We start from the raw sequence: 19845 nt of genomic DNA on the forward strand, positions 1-19845 counted from the left end.
AGTTGTATATCATAGATTTATTGTTCTTTCAAAAGTGTTAAAGCAGTAATAGCTACTTGTGCAGCTTTTTGCTCTGCTTCTTTTTTTGATCTGCCAACACCAGTACCAAGCTCTGCTCCGTTTAGAAGCACTCGTGAAATAAACTCACGATTATGTGCTGGGCCTTTTTCTTGAAGAATTTGATATTGTAAAAGCCCTTGACTGTCACGCTGAACAAGCTCTTGCAGCTGACTTTTAAAATCCATTGCATACGTAAAATTACCAGCATCAATTTTAGGAAACACGGTTTGTGCTAGCAATTTTTCGACCACTTCAAGCCCTTGATCAAGATAAAGAGCACCGATAAATGCTTCAAACACGTCGGCTAAAAGAGCAGGTCTTTGGCGTCCACCTGTCATCTCTTCACCTTTTCCAAGCAAAACGTAATTGCCAAACTGAAGCTCGTTTGCAAACTTCACAAGAGATGGTTCACATACAACAGCAGCACGAAGCTTCGTAAGTTCCCCTTCGCTCATTGCTGGGTATTTGTTAAATAAAAATTTTGATACTGTTAGTTCAAGAACAGCATCACCTAAAAATTCCAAGCGTTCATTATCTTCATACGGTTTTTTACGATGTTCATTTACATATGAAGAATGAGTAAATGCTTGTGTTAACAGTTTTTCGTTGTCAAATAAAATACCCATTTTCTCTTGAAGTTCTTGAAACTGTTTTTTAATTTTTTCTTGTAATTTTTGATTTTTAGGGTAATAACGATGTCTTGCCATAAATACCTCCAATGGTTTCTTCCGTTTTCAATTTTCCATCTCTTTCTCCAGAAAGGGAGGTTTTCGTCATAATAAGTTGTCTCCAATTGTACTGAAGCCCTTTCACATCTTTAAATTTTCGCAGTAAATCAAAAACTTAAAGGTATGATGGAGAAGATGTTCGATAAAAGTAGAGAAAGCCCCGTTATATAAACGGGACTCTTCTAAAAGTAAGGACAGCTTATTGCTTATTCTGTATGTAAGTAACAGCGTCACCAACTGTCGCAATTTTCTCAGCATCTTCATCTGAAATTTCTAATTCGAACTCATCTTCAAGTTCCATAACTAGTTCAACTACGTCAAGGGAATCAGCGCCAAGGTCCTCTTTGAAAGAAGCCTCAAGTTTCACTTCCTCTTCCTTTACGCCAAGGCGATCAACGATGATACTCGTTACGCGCTCTAATACGTCTGACATACTATCACCTCCCCTCAAGTCATTATAGTGGATTCCTCAACAAATTACTAGAACTTCAGAAAGAAAATTCAAAAGCTCTTTTACATTACCATTCCGCCATCAACATGGAGTGTTTGGCCTGTCATATATTTGCTTCCTTCTGATGCTAGGAATGCAACAACTTTGGCAACATCTGCAACTTCGCCAAATTTTGCAAGTGGTACTTGCGATAGAATACCGTTTTTCACTTCTTCAGAAAGCTCGTCTGTCATATCTGTTGCAATGAAGCCTGGTGCAATAGCGTTAACCGTAATTCCTCGAGCTGCTAATTCCTGCGCACTTGTTTTTGTTAATCCGATTACGCCTGCCTTTGCAGCTACGTAGTTCGCTTGTCCAGCATTTCCACTTACACCTACAATAGAAGAAATATTAATAATGCGCCCGCTGCGCTGCTTCATCATTTGGCGAGAAACAGCTTTTGTGCACAGAAATACTCCTTTTAAGTTTGTCGCAATTACGCTATCCCATTCATCTTCTTTCATTCTCATTAATAAATTATCACGTGTGATGCCCGCATTGTTCACAAGAATATCTAAAGAACCAAATGTTCCAATCACTTCTTTGATCATAGCTTGAACTTCTTCGCTATTAGCTACGTCTGCTTTGATTTTGATAGCTTCGCCACCCATAGCTTTGATTTCTTCAACTACTTCTTGAGCTTTTCCTTCGCTTCCTGCATAGTTTACAGCAACTTTTGCTCCTAATGAAGCAAGTTCAAGCGCTGTTGCACGACCAATACCACGTGAGCCACCTGTAATAAGAGCTACTTTATCTTTTAACATCCTCATTCACCATCTTTCAAAGATTGAACTGTTTTTTGTAATGATTCCATATCGTATACCGCATGAACCGTTGCACGACGATTTACTTTTTTGACTAATCCAGACAGCACTTTTCCTGCCCCAATTTCAATAAATGTATCAACACCGTCATTCAGAATTCTTTCCACTGATTCATGGAAGCGAACAGGTGAATAAAGCTGTTCAACTAGACGCTCGCTAATTTCTTTCGCCTCTGTCATTGGTTCTGCTGTTACATTTGCTACAACAGGAACGCTCGCATTTGAAATTGTAATGTTAGCTAACACATTTTTAAATTCTTCTGCAGCTGGCTTCATAAGAGCAGAATGGAATGGACCGCTTACGTTAAGAGGCAATACACGTTTTGCTCCGCGCTCTTTTGCAAGTGCTCCTGCTCTTTCAACTCCTGCAACAGTACCCGAAATAACAATTTGTCCTGGACAGTTAATATTTGCAAGTTGTACAACATCACCATTCTCGCTAATCTCAGCTGTTACTTTTTCAAGTTCTTCTGCATCAAGACCAAGCACAGCTGCCATTGTTCCTTCACCAGCTGGAACTGCTTTATTCATCAATTGACCACGTGTATGAACCGTTTTTACTCCGTCAATGTACGAAATAGAGCCTGCTGCAACAAGTGCACTGTATTCTCCTAGACTATGTCCTGCTACATAGTCTGGCTTGATCCCTTCTTTGGTTAATTCATTTAAAAGCACTGCGCTTGCTGTTAATAAAGCAGGCTGTGCATGATATGTTAATGTTAGGTCTTCTGCTGGTCCTTCAAACATTAAGTTTGAGAGTGAGAAGCCAAGCGTCTCATTTCCTTCATCAATCATCTTTTTCGCGTCTTCTGATGCTTCATATACATCTTTTAGCATCCCAACAGCTTGTGAGCCTTGTCCTGGAAAAACAAATGCAATTTTGCTCATGCTTATTCCTTCCTTTCACTTTCTATGGTTTGTTCTTGTTTTTTATTCTGCGCAGCGATTTGCTCAGCGATTGTTTTAGGCACGCTTTGTTCTACCATTAATACCGCTTGTCTCACAGCATTAAAAATAGCGTTATCGTCTGAAGAACCGTGAGCTTTAATAACTGGTGCCTTAAGTCCAAAAAGACCGGCTCCACCATACTCCGTATAGTCCATTTGCGTTTTAAGTTTTTTTAATTGCGGCTTTAGAATCCCTGCTGCGACCTTACTCTTAAATGAACTTGTTAGCGTCTCTTTCAGCATTGAAAATATAGAAAGCGCTGTTCCTTCAATCGATTTTAACGCAATGTTTCCTGTAAAACCATCTGTTACAACAACATCTGCAACACCTTCTAATAAGTCTCTTCCCTCAACGTTTCCAATGAAGTTAATATCGGCATCTTGAAGAAGTGGAAATGTTTGTTTTGTTAAGTCGCTCCCTTTTTTCTCCTCTGTTCCTACATTTAACAGCCCAACGCGAGGAGACTCAATACCAAATACACTTTTAGCATAAATGCTTCCCATAATAGCATATTGAAGAAGATGATTTGGCTTTGCATCGGGATTTGCGCCTGCATCCAATAGTAAAAATCCATTTCCTGTACGAGTCGGTAGTGTTGGAGCTAAAGCTGGACGTTCAATCCCTTGAATGCGTCCGATAATAAATAAACCTGCTGCCATAAGAGCACCTGTATTTCCTGCTGAAATACAAGCATCTGCTTCTCCGTCCGCAATTTGTTGAGCAGCAAGCACCATTGAAGCCTTTTTCTTACGACGTACTGCCCGAACAGGTTCGTCCGTTGCTTCAATAACTTCTTCCGTATGTAAAACTGTTATTCGTTCTTTATTCTTCAAGTGTGGATGAATAAGGTTTTCATCCCCAACTAAAATGATATGTAAATCAGGGAAATGAGCAATTGCTCGCTCTGCTCCTTCAATTATCGCTTTTGGGGCATGATCACCGCCCATAGCATCAATTGTGATTTTCATTGTGATCCCCCTCTCCTGCTCTATTTGAATGATACATCTCAAATAGACCGGAAAATACTAGCGTTTGTCCAACGTAGCTTAATACTTCAACAGTTGTTCGTTCTTTTTTTGCACTTTTTTCTTTCACTTTTGCTTTCGCTACAACACGTTCCGCTAGCTTAACAGGCTGGTGGAACTGAATGGATGAATTAGCCGTCAACGCCAATTCATCATTGATAACAGCAACAGCAAGTGAATTGGCCTGTGCAAAAAGGTGGTGACCACGTGCAATATGATTACGCTTAAAAACGTGTTCTTCTTTTACATCAAAAATAGAAATCGCTGATTGATCAAGATTCAAGTCAATCACTTCACCAATAACCTCTTCAATTGGTAAAGAACGGACTTTACTTTCTAGCTGTGTTGAGGCAACATGCCGAATACGTTCACGAAGTTCAGGAATCGACAATTCCAAGCGATCTAACCGAATGGTTTGTACGCTAACAGAGAAACGTTCAGCTAACTCTTCATCCGTTACAAACGGGTTTTGATCAATTGTTTCTTGTAACTGCTTTTTCCGTTCCTTTTTATTTAATCTCATGCTCCACCATCCGCTTTTTAATACTAGGTACTAATAGCAGTATATAATCAAATGATAGGCTTTGCAACCTTTTTTCCATGAAGAAAAGAGCTGTCCGTCTTGAACAGCTCTAGCTTTATTCTATTAATCTAGCTTTTCTGTTGTTAAAGCACCTGTTTCTTCAAGATGCGTTAACAACGGAGTGAATTCCTTATCTCTCCAAAGTTGTTCACTATTAACAATCTTTGTGGCATCATCACGAGCCGTTTCAAGCGCTCTATAATCATGCACCATATCAGCGACTTTAAAATCAGGAAGACCGCTTTGTTTCTTTCCAAAAAAGTCTCCAGGACCGCGAAGTTCTAAGTCTTTCTCAGAAAGAACAAATCCATCGTTCGTTTCCGTCATAATCTTCATTCTTTCTTTCCCAACTTCTGATTTTGGATCCGCAAGCAATACACAGTATGACTGCTCACTTCCCCTTCCGACACGGCCACGAAGCTGATGAAGCTGAGAAAGACCAAATCGTTCTGCATCATAAATAACCATCATTGTGGCATTCGGAACGTTTACTCCTACTTCAACAACAGTTGTTGAAACTAAAATTTGAGTCTTATTTTCGCTAAACTCTCGCATTACTTCATCTTTTTCATCTGGATGAAGCTTTCCGTGCATAAGACCTACATTCCATTTATCCCCAAAGTATTGTTGAAGTGTTGCATGAACGTCAATAGCATTTTGTACATCGAGCTTTTCTGACTCTTCAATGAGCGGGCAAATTACATATGCCTGTCTTCCTTTCACAAGCTCTTTTTGCACGAACTGCAAAATTCTTTCAAGCATATCATGCTTTACCCAATACGTTTCAATCGCTTTTCTTCCTGCAGGCATCTCGTCAATAACAGAGACGTCCATTTCTCCAAAAGCCGTAATTGCAAGCGTTCTAGGAATTGGAGTTGCTGTCATAAATAAAACGTCTGGAAATTCACCTTTTTCGCGCAATGTTCGACGTTGGTTTACACCAAATCGATGCTGCTCATCTGTAATAACAAGCCCAAGCTTTTTAAACATTACTTCACCTTGAATAAGAGCATGCGTTCCAACTAAAACATCCACTTCGCCACTTTCTACTTTTTCTAAGAGCTCACGACGACGTTTTCCTTTGACAGAGCTTGTTAAAAGTTCCACTGTAATACCGACACGACCTAAAAGTTCTTTTAACGATGAAACATGCTGTTCAGCTAATATTTCAGTTGGTACCATAAGCGCCCCTTGATAACCTGCTTTTACCGTACCAAAAAGTGCAATAGCTGCTACAACTGTTTTTCCTGATCCAACATCACCTTGAAGAAGTCTGTTCATTCTATACGGCGACTTCATATCAGCAAATATTTCATTTACAACACGCTTTTGTGCTCCTGTTAAGGGAAACGGCAGCTGTTTTGTAAACTCTACAATATCCTTCGCTTGAATATGTTGACTCATCCCTTTTGTACCTTCTCGTTCTCTTTTTCTAAGCACCTGCATTTTTAGTTGAAAGAGAAGAAACTCCTCGTATACAAAGCGCCTTCTTGCATATTTAAGTTCCTCGTGCGTTTTCGGAAGATGAATCACTTTCAATGCCTCTTTACGCTCTAGGAGACGATATTTGTCTAAAAGGGATTTTGGTAAAAGCTCAGCTACTTCTTCGCCATATTCGCTAAGCGCTTGACGAATAAAACGTCGAAGTGCCTTAACGGTTAAGTTTCCTTTTACAGAGTAGACAGGCTCAATTTCTTGCTGAGCTTTAAATGGACCAACTTTCAATTCTTTTAATGAGATTGTTTGACGATTTTTATCCCACTTTCCCGTTACTGTTACCGTTTCATTTAGCTGCAATTTATTTTTCAAAAAACCGCGATTGAACGCGGTTACGTTTACTGCATATCTTCCGACAAGTATGCGAAAAGTTAACCGTGACTTTTTCTTTCCATAAAACATCACATTTGGGGGACCATGTACTATCCCTTCTACTGTTACCGTTTCTTCATGTTTAACTTCCGCTAAATCACGAAGACGGTAATCTTCATAACGATACGGAAAATATTCAATAAGATCACCTACAGATAGAATACCAAGCGAATTTAGCGATGCATTCGTTTCTGCTCCGATCCCTTTTAAAGCTGTAATAGATAATTGCTGTAATTTATTCACTTTTTGTAAGCGAACTACCAAAGATCTTTTCCTGAAGTTTGCGACCTGTTGGTGTTGCCGCCAACCCTCCTTGCGCAGTTTCTTTTAGCGCGACAGGCATTGTTTGACCTATTTTGAACATAGCTTCAATGACCTCATCACAAGGAATTCGGCTTGTAATTCCAGCAAGCGCCATATCCGCTGCCACCATCGCGTTGCTAGCTCCCATTGCATTTCGTTTAACACACGGTACTTCAACTAGACCTGCAACAGGGTCACATACTAAGCCTAACATATTTTTCAGTGTAATCGCCATTGCTTCAGCTGATTGTTGGGGTGTTCCACCTGCCATCTCTACAATAGCAGCAGCTGCCATCCCACTTGCAGAACCAACCTCTGCTTGACAGCCTCCTGCAGCTCCTGAAATAGAAGCATTGTTAGCTACAACAAATCCGAACGCACCTGCTGTAAGAAGAAACTCAACCATTTCTTCTCGAGAGGGATGGAGCTTGTTTTGAACAGCAAAAAGTGTACCAGGAACAACCCCTGCACTTCCTGCCGTTGGTGTTGCACAAATTGTTCCCATTGCAGCATTCACTTCATTTGTCGCAACAGCCTTACTCACAGCATCAAGCAAAAGGTCCCCTGAAAGTGATTTCCCTGTTTTAATATAATTCTGCAGGAGAACAGCGTCTCCTCCAGTTAAACCTGTGACAGATTGAACACCATTTAAGCCACGCTCAACCGCTTCTTCCATCACTGTTAAATTGCGACTCATCTTCTCTAAAATTTCTTCTTTTGTTAATCCTGTTACTTCACATTCTTGTTCAAGCATAATATGTGAAATCTTTTTACCTTGTGTTTCGGCAAGCTCCACTAATTCTGCTACATTACGAAACATATCGTTTCCCCCATCTCTTTAATCTATCATTCTTGTAACTTGTAACACGTTTGGAAGTCCTTTAATTTCTTCAATCACTTCATCATTAATATTTTCATCTGTTTCAATGGCCATTAGCGCCACTTTTCCTTTTTCTTTGCGCGATACTTCCATATGGCCAATATTGACATGATATTTAGTAAGTAAATTTGTAACTCCTGCAATGGAACCGTACCGATCGTTGTGCACAACAAGAATAGCAGGGTTCATTCCAGATAAATTGAGTTTAAAACCGTTTAGCTCTACAATTTGAATTGTTCCGCCGCCGATTGAAATTCCCACAATCTCCATTTCCTTCTCACCTGCTTTTAAAAATAAGCGAGCGGTGTTTGGATGATCGCTAAGTGCTTCTTCTTCAATGAACGTAACATCCATTTTAGCTGCTTTAGCCAAGTTTAAGCTCAGCGGAATACGAGTATCTGACGTATCAAAATCAAGCAAGCCACCAACAAGTGCTACATCTGTTCCATGGCCTTTATATGTTTCGGCAAAAGAACCGTACAATGAAATGATAACGCTCTCAGGTTGAACCCCAAAAATTGTTCGCGCTACTCTTCCAATGCGGGCTGCTCCTGCCGTATGGGAACTAGATGGACCAATCATAACAGGACCAATAATATCGAATACAGATTTAAATCTCATAAACTCTCTCCTCTGCATACTGAAGTTTTTTTATTTCTCAAAAAGAGACAGCATATAGTACTATATGCTGCCTACTTGCTTCTCTACGCTGCTTCATGTCTTGTTCCGCGGACTTCCTCTTCGCGTGTAATTTTAAAGTTTTTAAATACGTATGAACCGAGTAATCCACATATAATGCCAATTGCTCCGCAGATTAACACACAAATCGTTACTTTAATAGGGTCATTAAATCCATACATGACAACAAGTCCTGCTACAACGGTTGCAGTTCCTGTTGCATTATTAATAAGGCCAAACATGGCAACAACAGCCCCTGATATAGCTCCTCCAACAAAATTTGTTACATAAATAGGAACCGGGTTTGCAGCAACAAGGTCTGCCTGTGTTAATGGTTCAATGGTCATCGCAATAGTTGTTCTTTTTGAACCAAACTTAAGGCGATCAAACAGTACATAATTTAAAAAAGCTGATCCAACAATAGCAACCGCTGAAATTCCCATTGGGAGACCAACTAGTCCAAGCATGGCTGTTAGGGCCATTGAGCTTAAAGGAGAAGTTGCTACAACTGTAATAATTCCCCCTAGTATAACCCCCATCAAAAGAGGACTTGATGATGTTACTTGGTCAATAATGCCACCAATTTTAAGAAGCGTAGCGTCTACTAATGGGGTAACCTCTACTGCAATAAACCGAGCAAGCGGTGCAGCAATAATAACTGAACCTAATAAATCAAGTCCAGCCGGAAAACGTTTTTCAATTACTTTTACTAAAAAAGCAATCATATATCCAGCAAAAAAGCCTGGAAGAAGTCCCATTTCAGCACAAGCTACGCCCATCATTAAAGAATATACGGGAGAAACGCCAAGAGCCAAACAAACAAGTGAAGCGGCAGCTACTCCTGCCATTCCGTCTGCAAGATGTCCTAGCTCACCAAGAAACGAAATTCCAAAAATATCGCCGCCAATATATTTTTGAAAAGCTTCTAGTAAATACGATGTTACCGCTGCATTTGCTAAAGCACCCATTGCTTTCATTCCATATGGTGCTTTATAGCTAAATACCGTAAAAAACACCAGAACAATAATCAGTAACATTGTTCCAATTAAAATATCCATAGTAATCCCTCTCTAAGCTGAAAATCAAATTACTATACTATATATAACAAACTTAGCCAATACTCGTAAATGATTATGCACTTAAAAAAGGGTTATGCAAGCAACAATAATGTACCTCAGATACGCTGACACTACAACCCTTATTACGCTTTTTTAGCAAAAAAAATTTTTCCACACAAATAAAAGTACTCAACAAAAATGTTGAGTACCCTTTCTATTCCACAGCTACAATATAATGGTATACAGGCTGCTTTCCTTCATGAATTTCAAGCTCTGCATCTTCAAAGTTTTCCGCGACATGTTGCTCAAGCTTTTTAATGTCTTCCTCATTTGCATCTGTTCCGTAAAGAACAGTTACAATTTCATCATCTTCGTCAATCATTTTAGCTAACAAAAGCTGAAGAGCTTCTAAAGAGCTATGTGCTTTTATCACAATTTTCCCCTCAGAAATACCAATAAAATCGTCCTTTTTCACTTCAATGCCGTCAATTGTCGTGTCACGAACCGCATATGTGACCTGTCCTGACTTTACATTTTCTAAAGCACTTGTCATTTCTTGTTGATTTTGAGCTAAATTACGCTCACCATTAAAAGAGAGCAGTGCTGTCATTCCTTGTGGTACTGTTTTAGAGGGAACAACAACTACATCCTTTCCTACGACATCTGCTGCTTGTTCAGCTGTCATCACAATATTGCTATTGTTTGGTAAGATAATGACTTTTTTAGCATTTGTATCTTCAATCGCTTTAACAAGGTCTTCCGTACTTGGATTCATTGTTTGTCCACCTTGAAGTACTACTGTTGCGCCAATGCTCTCTAGAAGAGCTGACACTCCTTGTCCCATTGCAACCGTTACAATGCCGTACTCTTTTTGTTTCTTTGGTAAAGAAGGCTTTTCTGTTTTTTGAACAATTGTGCTGTGCTGTTCGCGCATATTCTCGATTTTTAGATTAAGCAAGCTTCCATAGCGCTGTCCGTATGTAAGAACTTCACCAGGCTGTTCGGCGTGAATATGAACTTTCACAAGATCATCATCTGCTACAACAAGAAGAGAATCTCCAAATTCACTTAAATCATTGCGAAATGCTTCTTCAGAGAATGGAGACGATGCTAGCTTATTATCATCAAATTTCACCATAAATTCTGTACAGTAGCCAAACTTAATATCTTCCGTATTCATATGTCCTTGTGCACTTTTATGGTGCTCAGCATTCACAAGTTCGTTCATAGATGGCTGAACTTCCGTCACATTTGGCAAGTTTTTTCCTTCAAGCGAAGCTAAAAATCCTTCATAAATAATGACAAGACCTTGTCCACCACTATCGACAACCCCTACTTCCTTTAGGACAGGAAGTAGATCTGGTGTTCGTTTTAAAGAAGCTTTTGCTTCTTCTAAAACAACCTTCATTACAAGCATTACATCTTTCTCCGTCTTTGCAATATTAAGCGCTTTTTCGGCTGCTTCTTTTGCAACTGTTAAAATTGTTCCTTCAATTGGTTTCATGACTGCCTTATAAGCTGTCTCAACTCCAGCTTGAAATGCAGCAGCAAATTCTCCGCTATCTACCACCGTTTTTCCTTCAATTGATTTTGCGAATCCTCGGAAAAGCTGAGATAAGATAACACCTGAATTCCCTCTTGCCCCCATCAATAAGCCACGAGCAAGAAGTTGTCCAACTTCGCCGATATTTTCAGTTTCTTTTGTGCCAACTTCCTTAGCTCCTGAACTCATAGATAAGTTCATGTTTGTTCCTGTATCACCATCTGGCACAGGAAATACGTTCAGAGCATCCACAAACTCTACATTATTTTGTAGATTTTGAGCACCACTCTGAATCATCCTTGCAAAATGCTTTCCGTCTAACGTTGTTATTGACACAACATTTCCTCCTAACTTACACGTTAACTACTCGAACGCCTTGAACATAAATATTAACAGACTCTACTGTTAAACCTACTGTTTGTTCTAGCGTATATTTCACCTTTGTTTGAACATTATGAGCGATTTCAGAAATTTTAGTTCCATAGCTCACAATAATGTACATATCAATATGAATTTCATCTTCGAGTTGTCTTACAACAACACCTCTTGTAAAGTTTTCTTTTCTTAAGATCTCGGAAATCCCATCTTTGATTTGATTTTTAGATGCCATTCCAATAATACCGTAACAATCTACAGCAGCCCCACCAGCAATCGTTGCGACAACATCTGTTGAAATATCAATTTGACCATACTGTGTTTTCATTTCAATGGACATAGTATTGGGTCTCCCTTCTTCCGTTAGATTAACGCTATTTTACTATACCTGAAGTCTTTTTGAAAGTTTAACTCCTATTGTGTTATTAATCGCTTTCTTTATCATTTCGTCAACTTAGACTTATTTCCTGTTTTTATAGACTGTCAAGGAAATTTTCTTGAAAGGTTAAGCTCGCACTATTGCATTATAAAAGTACGTATGGTAAAGTAATATAGTATTTTTGATAATTGTCAATGATGTTAGTTATGTAAGGAGGAACTCAATATGGCTCGTAAATGTGTAATCACTGGTCGTAAAACTCGTACAGGTAATGCACGTTCTCACGCTATGAATGCTAATAAGCGTACTTGGGGTGCTAACCTTCAAAAAGTTCGTATTTTAGTTGATGGTAAACCAAAGCGTGTTTACGTTTCTGCTCGTGCTCTTAAATCTGGTAAAGTTGAGCGCGTTTAATAAAAAAAGCACCATATAATGGTGCTTTTTTTATTCCCCTTTTTTCATCGAATTGAGCATCGCCTTCACAATTCCTCCAAGAAACTTCGGAAGTTTGATTGTATAAAATTTCATTTTTTCCCCTCCTACTCGTCACCGCGAGAAGAAATAAGATTCAACAACCGTATATTCTATTCATTATGAGCTTTATTATGACACTAGCTAAGCAACTTAATCATTGCTTCTTATCATCATTAATATGCCCTTTGTAAACGAAAAAGTACCGTTTTGTTGAATAAGTTCGTTGCTAATACAAAGCGTCGAACCAACGGGAACACATCTTTTATGTAATGGATACTTAAAACCCTTTAACGTCAGGTTTTCAACCTCAAGGGAAAAAGGGACAAAGGAAATATATTTATAGAGGGAATGAGCTTTAATGTTATATGTTCCTTTCTTATACATTGTTAAAGTATTTTGTTTATCAATAAGACGAACACGTACATTCTTCTGAAGAGCTTTATAAATAAGGCTAATTCCACCAAACATATGATCAAGACGACCACCTGTTGCTCCGTATATATCAATTTCTTCAATTTCTTGGTTAAGAGCCCAATTTACCGCGATTTCTAAATCTGTTTCATCTTTTTCAGCTGGATACACTTTCAATTCGGGAAAAACATCTTGAATATGTTTAAGCTCCAGCTCTGTTAATGAATCAAAATCTCCGAACGCTTGGATAGGCATGATTCCTTGCTCCATTAATGTATATACACCGCGGTCAACACCAATCCATTTTGTTTCACTATCTTGAAGGGGCGGTATTGTTGACTGTGGAGCTCCTGCTAATATATTAATTTTCATATTGACTCCCCTTTCTTTATAAAAAAAGACCAAACAAAAGTTTGATCTTTTAGTAACTCTCCCGAAGTGCATTGATAGCTCCTGCACGATCTTCTTCATTATAAATCGCAGAACCAGCTACAAGAACATTTGCTCCTGCCTCTCTACAAAGCTTTGCAGTTTGTGTATTTACTCCACCATCAACTTCAATTTCAATATCTAAACCACGAATTTCAATCAGTTGGGCAATCTGCTCAATTTTCGGAAGAACGCTCTTAATGAATGTTTGGCCTCCAAATCCAGGATTCACCGTCATTAAAAGAACAAGATCAATTTCTTCAAGAATATGCTTAATAGAATCAATTGGTGTTGCAGGATTTAGTACAACACCAGCTTTTACTCCTTGTTCTTTAATAAGGCTAATTGTACGATGCAAGTGTGGACATGCTTCTACATGAACAGAAATAATGTCAGCACCTGCTCTTGCAAAGGCAGGAATGTACTGATCTGGATTTTCAATCATTAAATGAACATCAAGCGGCAAGCTTGTAATTGGACGAATTGCTTCAACAACAAGCGGACCAATCGTAATATTAGGAACAAATTTCCCGTCCATAACGTCAACATGGATATAGTCAGCTCCCGCTGTTTCCACTTCTTTAATTTCTTTTCCTAACTCACTAAAATTAGCAGATAAAATAGAAGGTGCAATTTTCATTATTCTAATACCTCGGCTTTCTCTGTTTAATTTCATCTAAAAAGTTTAAATAGTGGTCGTAGCGATAAGACGGAATCTCTCCATTTCCTACCGCTTCCTTAACGGCACACTTTGGTTCTTTCACATGCAAGCAACCTCTAAACTTACATCCTTCGCTCACCCGAACCATTTCAGGGAAGCAATATGGTAATTCCTCTGCTTCAAGCTCTGTAAATTCAAGGGAGCTAAAACCAGGTGTATCCGCCACAAATCCTCCTCCAATAGATAAGAGTTCAACATGTCTTGTTGTATGTTTTCCACGCCCAAGCGATGTTGAAATGTCATCTGTTTTTAAGGAAAGGCTCGGATCTAACACATTTAATAAAGAAGATTTACCAACACCAGACTGTCCTGCTACAACCGTTACTTTATCTTCTAAATATGGAAGAAGCATCTGAACACTATTTTCATCTAATGTTGATGTCAAAAGGACTTCATATCCCATTTCACGGTAATCTGAAACAAAAACGTCAAGCTCTTTTTTCTGCTCTTCTAAAAGCAAATCAAGTTTTGTAATACAGATAATTGGCTCAATGTCATGTGACTCAACAAGCACTAAAAAACGATCAAGCAATGTAGTACTAAACGTTGGCTCAACAGCTGAAAAGACTAGAATAGCTTGATCTACATTAGCAATAGGAGGGCGAACAAGTGAGTTCTTGCGATCCTCTAGTCCGAGCACATATCCCTCTTTATCATTTTCAGCTTGAAACGTTACCTCATCTCCAACAAGAGGGGTTACTTTTTGTTTGCGAAATACCCCTCTCCCTCGACACTGAATCGTTTCATCTCCACTTAAAACGTAGTAAAACCCGCTAAGTGCTTTAATAATTTTGCCTTCTGGCATAACGTCACTCCTTGTTTATTCATCATCTTCATAAGGAACTGTCTCCTCTTGAAGAACTTTATCGTCTCTCACAATTTTATAGCTTGCTGTCTCACCCTGTTTCACTGTAAGGGTATAGGTTTTAACTGTATCCTCTATGATTGTGAATGATTCAAATGGAACATTGCTATCATGATTTGCATCATCAATATATACATCGACTTTTTGTGGCAGTTGTTGAAGATTTGGATTCACTTCATTTTCAGATTCAGGTTCAGAAGGTTCGTAAGGAATCGTAACTTCCACCGTATGTTCCTTCGGAGGTTTAGGCTCTTCTCCTTTAGAAACGATGATATTAATCGTTGTTCCTTGCTCAACTTGAGTACCAGGAGTTGGGGTTTGAGACACAACAAGTCCTTTTGCCGTTTCGTCTGAATACTCTTCTTTGGTGGATACTTTTAATCCATTTGCTGTAGCAAAGTCACGAACACTCTTTTCCTGCCATCCTTCGTAGTTCTGCAAAACGATAGCAGGAGGTCCGCTGCTCACTTTTAAGTTTACTTCAGTATCTTCCGCAATAACCTCATCGTTTTCATCTGGATCGTGTTCAATAACGGTACCTTTTGGTTCTTCACTTTCTTCTTCTTCAACATTAATATTTTTAAATCCGCGCTGCTCTAATAATTTTTTTACTTCATCTATGTCTCGTCCTGTATAGTCATCAAACACTGTTTTCTTCTTTCCAGAACTTTGATATAGAGTAATTTGGTCACCTTCTTTGACAGTGCTGCCTTCCTTTGGGTCTGTACGAATAATCTTTCCTTCTTCAATTGTTTCACTTGATTGAGCAATTGGAGAATTCACGTCAAATCCTTTTGAAATAAGAAGCTTTAACGCTTCTTCATATTCTTTCCCCGCAACTTCAGGAATCTTAACATCTTTTGGAGCTAAAAATGATGGAACAAGCGTTATTGCAGCAAGTCCTGCTCCAGCTAGAAAAAGCAGCGTTAAAAATGTAATAAGAAAGATTTTACCCTTTCGCTTTTTAGGTTTCTTCTTGTCCTGGGGGACGTTTTCAGTCGGCGCTTGCGTGCTTTCTTTATGATGAACAAGCGTATGCTCATCCTCTTCTATATCATCTTCTTTGATGATTGGAATGGCTTTTGTAACTTCTTCATCATCTGGAACTTGAAATTTTTCTTCGTTGAGCTTGTCTGGATTTAATGCAACAGACAGAGCATATTCCATTTCCTCTACAGAATCATAGCGATAAAAAGGGTCTTTGGCTGTTGCCTTTAACACAATATTTTCAACACTCTGCGGGATATAAGGATTCCACCGCTTAGGTGATGGCGTATTCGTTTGTAAATGTTTCAGTGCAACGGAAACAGCAGATTCACCTGAAAAAGGAACCCTTCCTGTCAAAAGCTCAAAAAGTAAAATACCAAGTGAATATATATCTGATTTCTTAGTAGCAAGTCCTCCTCTTGCTTGTTCTGGAGACAAGTAATGAACAGTGCCTAGTACAGAATTTGTTTGAGTAATTGTTGTTGATGAACTAAGGGCAAGCGCAATTCCAAAATCTGTTACTTTTACACGATCATCGTGATCAATTAAGATATTTTGAGGTTTTAGGTCTCTATGTATAATGCCGAATTCATGAGCGTGAGCAATAGCAGATGTAATTTGCTTCATAATATCAAGAGCTTTTTCAATATGAAGTGGACTATGTTCCCCAATATATTCTTTTAATGTTTGACCTGGTACATATTCCATGACAATGTAATAAATTTCGTCTTCCTCGTCAACATCATAAATACTTACGATATTTGGATGATCTATGCTTGCTGCTGACTGGGCCTCTCGATGAAAGCGTTTAATGAATGATTCATCGTTTGCATAGTCAAAGCGCAGCACTTTAATCGCGACATCTCTTTCTAAAATGACGTCGCGCGCTAAATAAACATTAGCCATCCCGCCCCCGCCAATAGGGTTTAGGATTTTGTATCGCCCGCCTAATCTTCTACCTATAAGCATTGGAATCACTCGCTTTCATGCTCAAACTCTACAATGATTAGCGTAATGTTATCTTCTCCACCTAATTCATTTGCTACATCAACAAGAGATTTTGCTTTAGCTTCAATGCTTGTTTCACTCGTAAGAATCTCTTTTAGTTTCTCATCTGATAGTTTATTTGATAATCCATCAGAACATAAAAGTAAAAAATCTCCCTTTTCTACTTCAACAGTTTTAACATCTACTTCAATATTTTTCTCAGTACCTAAAGCTCTGAGGAGAATATTTTTTCTTGGATGATGCTCGGCATCTTCCTTTGAAATCTGACCGTTGCGAACAAGCTCGTTGACAAGAGAATGATCTTCTGTAAGTTGTGAAAAACCGCTTTCGTTTAAAAGATAGCATCGACTGTCTCCAACATGAGCGACTGTACAAAAAGAAGATGTGCAAAGCGCTCCAACAAAAGTGGTTCCCATTCCTTTACACTCTTCATGATTTTCGGCATATAGAAGAAGCTGTTTGTTAACTTTATGTATTGTATCCAAGAACCATTGTTCAGCTTCTGCTGGTGAATGAAAAGGTGCTTTATCTTCCCAAAAAGTATGGAGCTGTTCAACTGTCATTGAACTAGCAATGTCGCCTGCACGATGGCCTCCCATTCCGTCGGCAATCACCGCAATTTTCTCTCCATGCTTATTTTCAAAAACGCCTCCAGAATCTTCATTATGAAGACGAACTTTACCTTGGTCTGTTAAATAAACGGCTCCCATAGTTCCACCTCAGTTCATTTTCATAGCTCTTGATGATTTTCTAAAAAAGGAATCTACCTCCTTTTTTAGAAAATCACTTTATGCTACTTCCCATATTTTACACTTTCTTGCGAAAACAAGCTATATAAAACCCATCTGTGCCAAAATCACTTGGCAAAATTTGCAGTGTTCCATTTTCTATTTTACCAGCTACTTTAGCAGGCATTCTGTCTTTAAACTGTGGATGAAGCTCAAAATCTTCATGAGCCTCTAAAAATGCTTGAACAACATCCCCATTTTCCTCACGATCGATTGTACATGTGCTGTATACTAAAACACCGTCTTTCTTCAAAAGCGGAGCAACAGCTGATAAAATTTCAATCTGAATCTGCTGAAGTTTCATTACATCTTCTTCTGTTTTAGTATATTTGATGTCCGGTTTTCTTCTAATAACACCGAAGCCAGAACAAGGTGCATCAACAAGAATGCGATTAAAGCTCTCTCTTTCAAATAAGCTCCCCGCTTTTCTTGCATCACATACTTTTGCATCCACATTTTCTAAGCGAAGACGCTCTGCCTGTCCTTCAATAAGCAATGCTTTATGATTATGAATATCAAGAGCCGTCACTTTGCCGTTTTGAATCATTTGAGCAATGTGCGTAGTCTTTCCACCTGGTGCTGCACAGCTATCTAAAATATGATCACCATCTTGTGGATCTAGAGCATGTGCAACAAGCATTGAACTTTCATCTTGCACAGTAAAGAGTCCGTCCTTGAAAGCTTGAGTATTTGCAGCATTTCCTTTTTTTACTTCTGCTGCTTCGGCAAGCAAATCAGATTTTTCAGATTCAATACCCTGTTCTTTTAAACGCAAAAGCACTTCATCACGCTTATAGTATTTTGTATTTACACGAATCGTTTGTTTTGGAGGCTGTAGGTTTGCTTCACAAATGGCTTTTGCTTTATCAAACCCAAACTGATCGCTCCACCTTTTCACAAGCCATTTTGGATGACTTGTTTCAGTAGCAAGTCTGTCCAACTTATGATCAATCTCTTCAGTTGATGCTAAACCTTCACGCTGAAGGTTACGAAGCACGGCATTCACCATTGAAGAAATACCGCGATGACCGCGTTTTTTGGCAATTTCAACTGCTTCATGAATAATAGCATGTGACGGAATACGATCAAGATAGATCATTTGGTAAGCCGATAAACGAAGCAATACAATAACCCATGTTTGCATTTTTTTCGGTTTTTTTAGAAATGGTGCTAGATAATAATCAATTGTCAACTTGCGTTGCACTGTTCCATATACAATCTCAGTTAAAAGACCTGCATCAAGATTTGAAAGCTTATGATGTTTAATTTGATGATTTAAAGTTAAGTTGCTGTACGCTTGATTTTGTTCAATTGCAATTAACACGTCAAGCGCAATTTGTCTCACGTTGTAGTTACTCATAATCGTCCCCTAGCTTTATTCCAGTCTCAATTAGTGATCCTTGAAGAACTTGAGCAGCCGTCATACGTTTTTTCCCTGCAGGCTGAAGTTCCGTTATTTTAATAGCCGTACTGTTTCCTGTCGCTACGATAAAACCGTCTTTTTCAATTTTAATAACCGTACCAGGAGCTTCGTTTTTCTCTGACTCCACTTTTTCTCCCCACCATACTTTTAACACGTCACCATCTAGTGTGGTATAAGCAACAGGCCAAGGATGTAAACCGCGAATATGGTTATAAATTTCTTCCCCCTCTTTTGTCCAGACGATTTTTTCCTGCTCTCGCTTAATATTTGAAGCAAATGTTGCTTTGCTGTCGTCTTGAGCAATAGGTGTTAATTCACCGTTTAAAAGCTGTGGAATAGTTTCCTTTAAAAGAGATGCTCCTGCTTCACTCAATTTGTCATGAAGTGTGCCAACATGATCTTTTTCTTCAATGGCTACTTCCACTTTTGTTAAGATATCTCCTGCATCAAGCTTTGGCACCATATACATAATTGTCACACCCGTCTTCTTTTTCCCTTGAAGAATGGCATAATGAATTGGTGCTCCACCACGCAGCTCTGGTAAAAGTGAAGCATGTACATTAATGCAGCCATACTTTGGCGCATCTAAAATTGAGGAAGGCAAAATTTGGCCAAATGCTGCTGTTACAATTAAATCTGGTTCATACGAAAGTACTTTTTGGTATTCTTCTTCAACGCTAATCTTTTCGGGTTGAAGCACTGGAATACCGTGTTTTTCTGCTTCTACTTTTACAGGAGGTGGCGTTAGAACGCGCTTTCTCCCTTTTGGTCGATCAGGCTGTGTTACAACCGCTACAACATTATATTTTTCTTCTATTAATGTTTTTAATACCGGAACTGAAAAATCCGGTGTTCCCATAAATACGACTTTTGTCAATTCGTTCACTGCCTTTCTTTTGTTCGCACTTAACTCCGCATCCGCTTATTTTCATTACTACATTGTACCACTTTTATAAAACAAATAAAAAGGTCCAAAAAACTAAAATAGCTCTTTGAA

21 protein-coding genes are annotated in these 19845 nt (G+C 38.8%); 1 reads left to right on the plus strand and 20 read right to left on the minus strand.

The annotated features are described in order from the left end of the window. Positions 1-17: 17 nt before the first annotated feature. The 12 genes from rnc to MOC86_RS07915 form a co-directional block, all read right to left on the minus strand. A complete protein-coding gene (rnc, locus tag MOC86_RS07860) occupies positions 18-767 on the minus strand; it encodes a ribonuclease III (protein WP_268583622.1) in 750 nt (249 codons plus the stop codon). A gap of 220 nt (positions 768-987) precedes the next feature. Beyond that, positions 988-1221, minus strand: coding sequence for an acyl carrier protein (gene acpP, locus MOC86_RS07865; RefSeq protein ID WP_019391784.1), 234 nt, complete (start codon positions 1219-1221; stop codon positions 988-990). Between the two features lie 80 nt (positions 1222-1301). Next, on the minus strand, positions 1302-2042 hold the full coding sequence (fabG, locus tag MOC86_RS07870; RefSeq protein WP_268583623.1) for a 3-oxoacyl-[acyl-carrier-protein] reductase: 741 nt from the start codon (positions 2040-2042) through the stop codon (positions 1302-1304). Positions 2043-2044: 2 nt separating this feature from the next. After that, positions 2045-2989, minus strand: a complete 945-nt coding sequence (gene fabD / locus MOC86_RS07875) for an ACP S-malonyltransferase (protein WP_268583624.1) — start codon at positions 2987-2989, stop codon at positions 2045-2047. A gap of 2 nt (positions 2990-2991) precedes the next feature. Next, positions 2992-4017, minus strand: a complete 1026-nt coding sequence (gene plsX, locus MOC86_RS07880) for a phosphate acyltransferase PlsX (protein WP_268583625.1) — start codon at positions 4015-4017, stop codon at positions 2992-2994. Continuing rightward, the gene (gene fapR / locus MOC86_RS07885; protein ID WP_268583626.1) at positions 4001-4597 is read right to left on the minus strand and encodes a transcription factor FapR; all 597 of its coding nucleotides are present in this window, start codon (positions 4595-4597) and stop codon (positions 4001-4003) included. Before fapR ends, plsX begins: the two co-directional genes overlap by 17 nt. 123 nt (positions 4598-4720) lie before the next feature. Further along, positions 4721-6769 carry an ATP-dependent DNA helicase RecG gene (gene recG, locus MOC86_RS07890; protein ID WP_268583645.1) on the minus strand — a complete coding sequence of 683 codons (2049 nt, stop codon included), beginning with the start codon at positions 6767-6769 and terminating at the stop codon, positions 4721-4723. Beyond that, positions 6762-7649, minus strand: coding sequence for an L-serine ammonia-lyase, iron-sulfur-dependent, subunit alpha (sdaAA, locus tag MOC86_RS07895; protein ID WP_243518152.1), 888 nt, complete (start codon positions 7647-7649; stop codon positions 6762-6764). Before sdaAA ends, recG begins: the two co-directional genes overlap by 8 nt. An 18-nt stretch (positions 7650-7667) precedes the next feature. After that, entirely contained in the window at positions 7668-8330 is a 663-nt protein-coding gene (gene sdaAB / locus MOC86_RS07900; protein ID WP_243518150.1) for an L-serine ammonia-lyase, iron-sulfur-dependent subunit beta, read from the minus strand. A gap of 83 nt (positions 8331-8413) precedes the next feature. After that, positions 8414-9445, minus strand: coding sequence for a PTS sugar transporter subunit IIC (locus MOC86_RS07905; RefSeq protein ID WP_268583627.1), 1032 nt, complete (start codon positions 9443-9445; stop codon positions 8414-8416). 214 nt (positions 9446-9659) lie between these two features. Continuing rightward, positions 9660-11324 (minus strand): DAK2 domain-containing protein, encoded by a 1665-nt coding sequence (locus MOC86_RS07910; protein ID WP_268583628.1) that lies wholly within the window; start codon positions 11322-11324, stop codon positions 9660-9662. 16 nt (positions 11325-11340) lie between these two features. Continuing rightward, complete coding sequence (locus MOC86_RS07915; RefSeq protein WP_019391774.1) at positions 11341-11703, minus strand: Asp23/Gls24 family envelope stress response protein; 363 nt, start codon at positions 11701-11703, stop codon at positions 11341-11343. Between the two features lie 264 nt (positions 11704-11967). On the opposite strand from MOC86_RS07915, the gene rpmB reads away from it, so the two are divergent. Continuing rightward, on the plus strand, positions 11968-12156 hold the full coding sequence (rpmB, locus tag MOC86_RS07920) for a 50S ribosomal protein L28 (protein ID WP_019391773.1): 189 nt from the start codon (positions 11968-11970) through the stop codon (positions 12154-12156). Between the two features lie 30 nt (positions 12157-12186). Here rpmB and spoVM read toward each other — a convergent pair whose 3' ends face one another. The 8 genes from spoVM to fmt form a co-directional block, all read right to left on the minus strand. Further along, positions 12187-12270, minus strand: a complete 84-nt coding sequence (gene spoVM, locus MOC86_RS07925) for a stage V sporulation protein SpoVM (protein WP_019391772.1) — start codon at positions 12268-12270, stop codon at positions 12187-12189. A gap of 96 nt (positions 12271-12366) precedes the next feature. After that, entirely contained in the window at positions 12367-12999 is a 633-nt protein-coding gene (locus MOC86_RS07930; RefSeq protein ID WP_268583629.1) for a thiamine diphosphokinase, read from the minus strand. Between the two features lie 49 nt (positions 13000-13048). Then, complete coding sequence (gene rpe, locus MOC86_RS07935; RefSeq protein WP_061802313.1) at positions 13049-13699, minus strand: ribulose-phosphate 3-epimerase; 651 nt, start codon at positions 13697-13699, stop codon at positions 13049-13051. 1 nt (position 13700) lies between these two features. Continuing rightward, positions 13701-14582, minus strand: a complete 882-nt coding sequence (gene rsgA, locus MOC86_RS07940; RefSeq protein WP_268583630.1) for a ribosome small subunit-dependent GTPase A — start codon at positions 14580-14582, stop codon at positions 13701-13703. A 15-nt stretch (positions 14583-14597) separates the two neighbouring features. Beyond that, positions 14598-16598, minus strand: a complete 2001-nt coding sequence (gene pknB / locus MOC86_RS07945; RefSeq protein ID WP_243518142.1) for a Stk1 family PASTA domain-containing Ser/Thr kinase — start codon at positions 16596-16598, stop codon at positions 14598-14600. A 5-nt stretch (positions 16599-16603) separates the two neighbouring features. Next, positions 16604-17347: a Stp1/IreP family PP2C-type Ser/Thr phosphatase gene (locus tag MOC86_RS07950; RefSeq protein WP_268583631.1), complete on the minus strand. Its 744-nt coding sequence runs from the start codon at positions 17345-17347 to the stop codon at positions 16604-16606. A gap of 97 nt (positions 17348-17444) precedes the next feature. After that, complete coding sequence (rsmB, locus tag MOC86_RS07955; protein WP_268583632.1) at positions 17445-18785, minus strand: 16S rRNA (cytosine(967)-C(5))-methyltransferase RsmB; 1341 nt, start codon at positions 18783-18785, stop codon at positions 17445-17447. Further along, complete coding sequence (gene fmt, locus MOC86_RS07960; protein WP_268583634.1) at positions 18778-19725, minus strand: methionyl-tRNA formyltransferase; 948 nt, start codon at positions 19723-19725, stop codon at positions 18778-18780. The genes rsmB and fmt overlap by 8 nt, the downstream gene beginning before the upstream one ends. Positions 19726-19845: the final 120 nt, after the last annotated feature.

Origin of the sequence: Priestia endophytica (assembly GCF_026790145.1) — a bacterium.
In the GTDB taxonomy this organism is placed as follows: Bacteria; Bacillota; Bacilli; order Bacillales; family Bacillaceae_H; genus Bacillus_I; species Bacillus_I endophytica_A.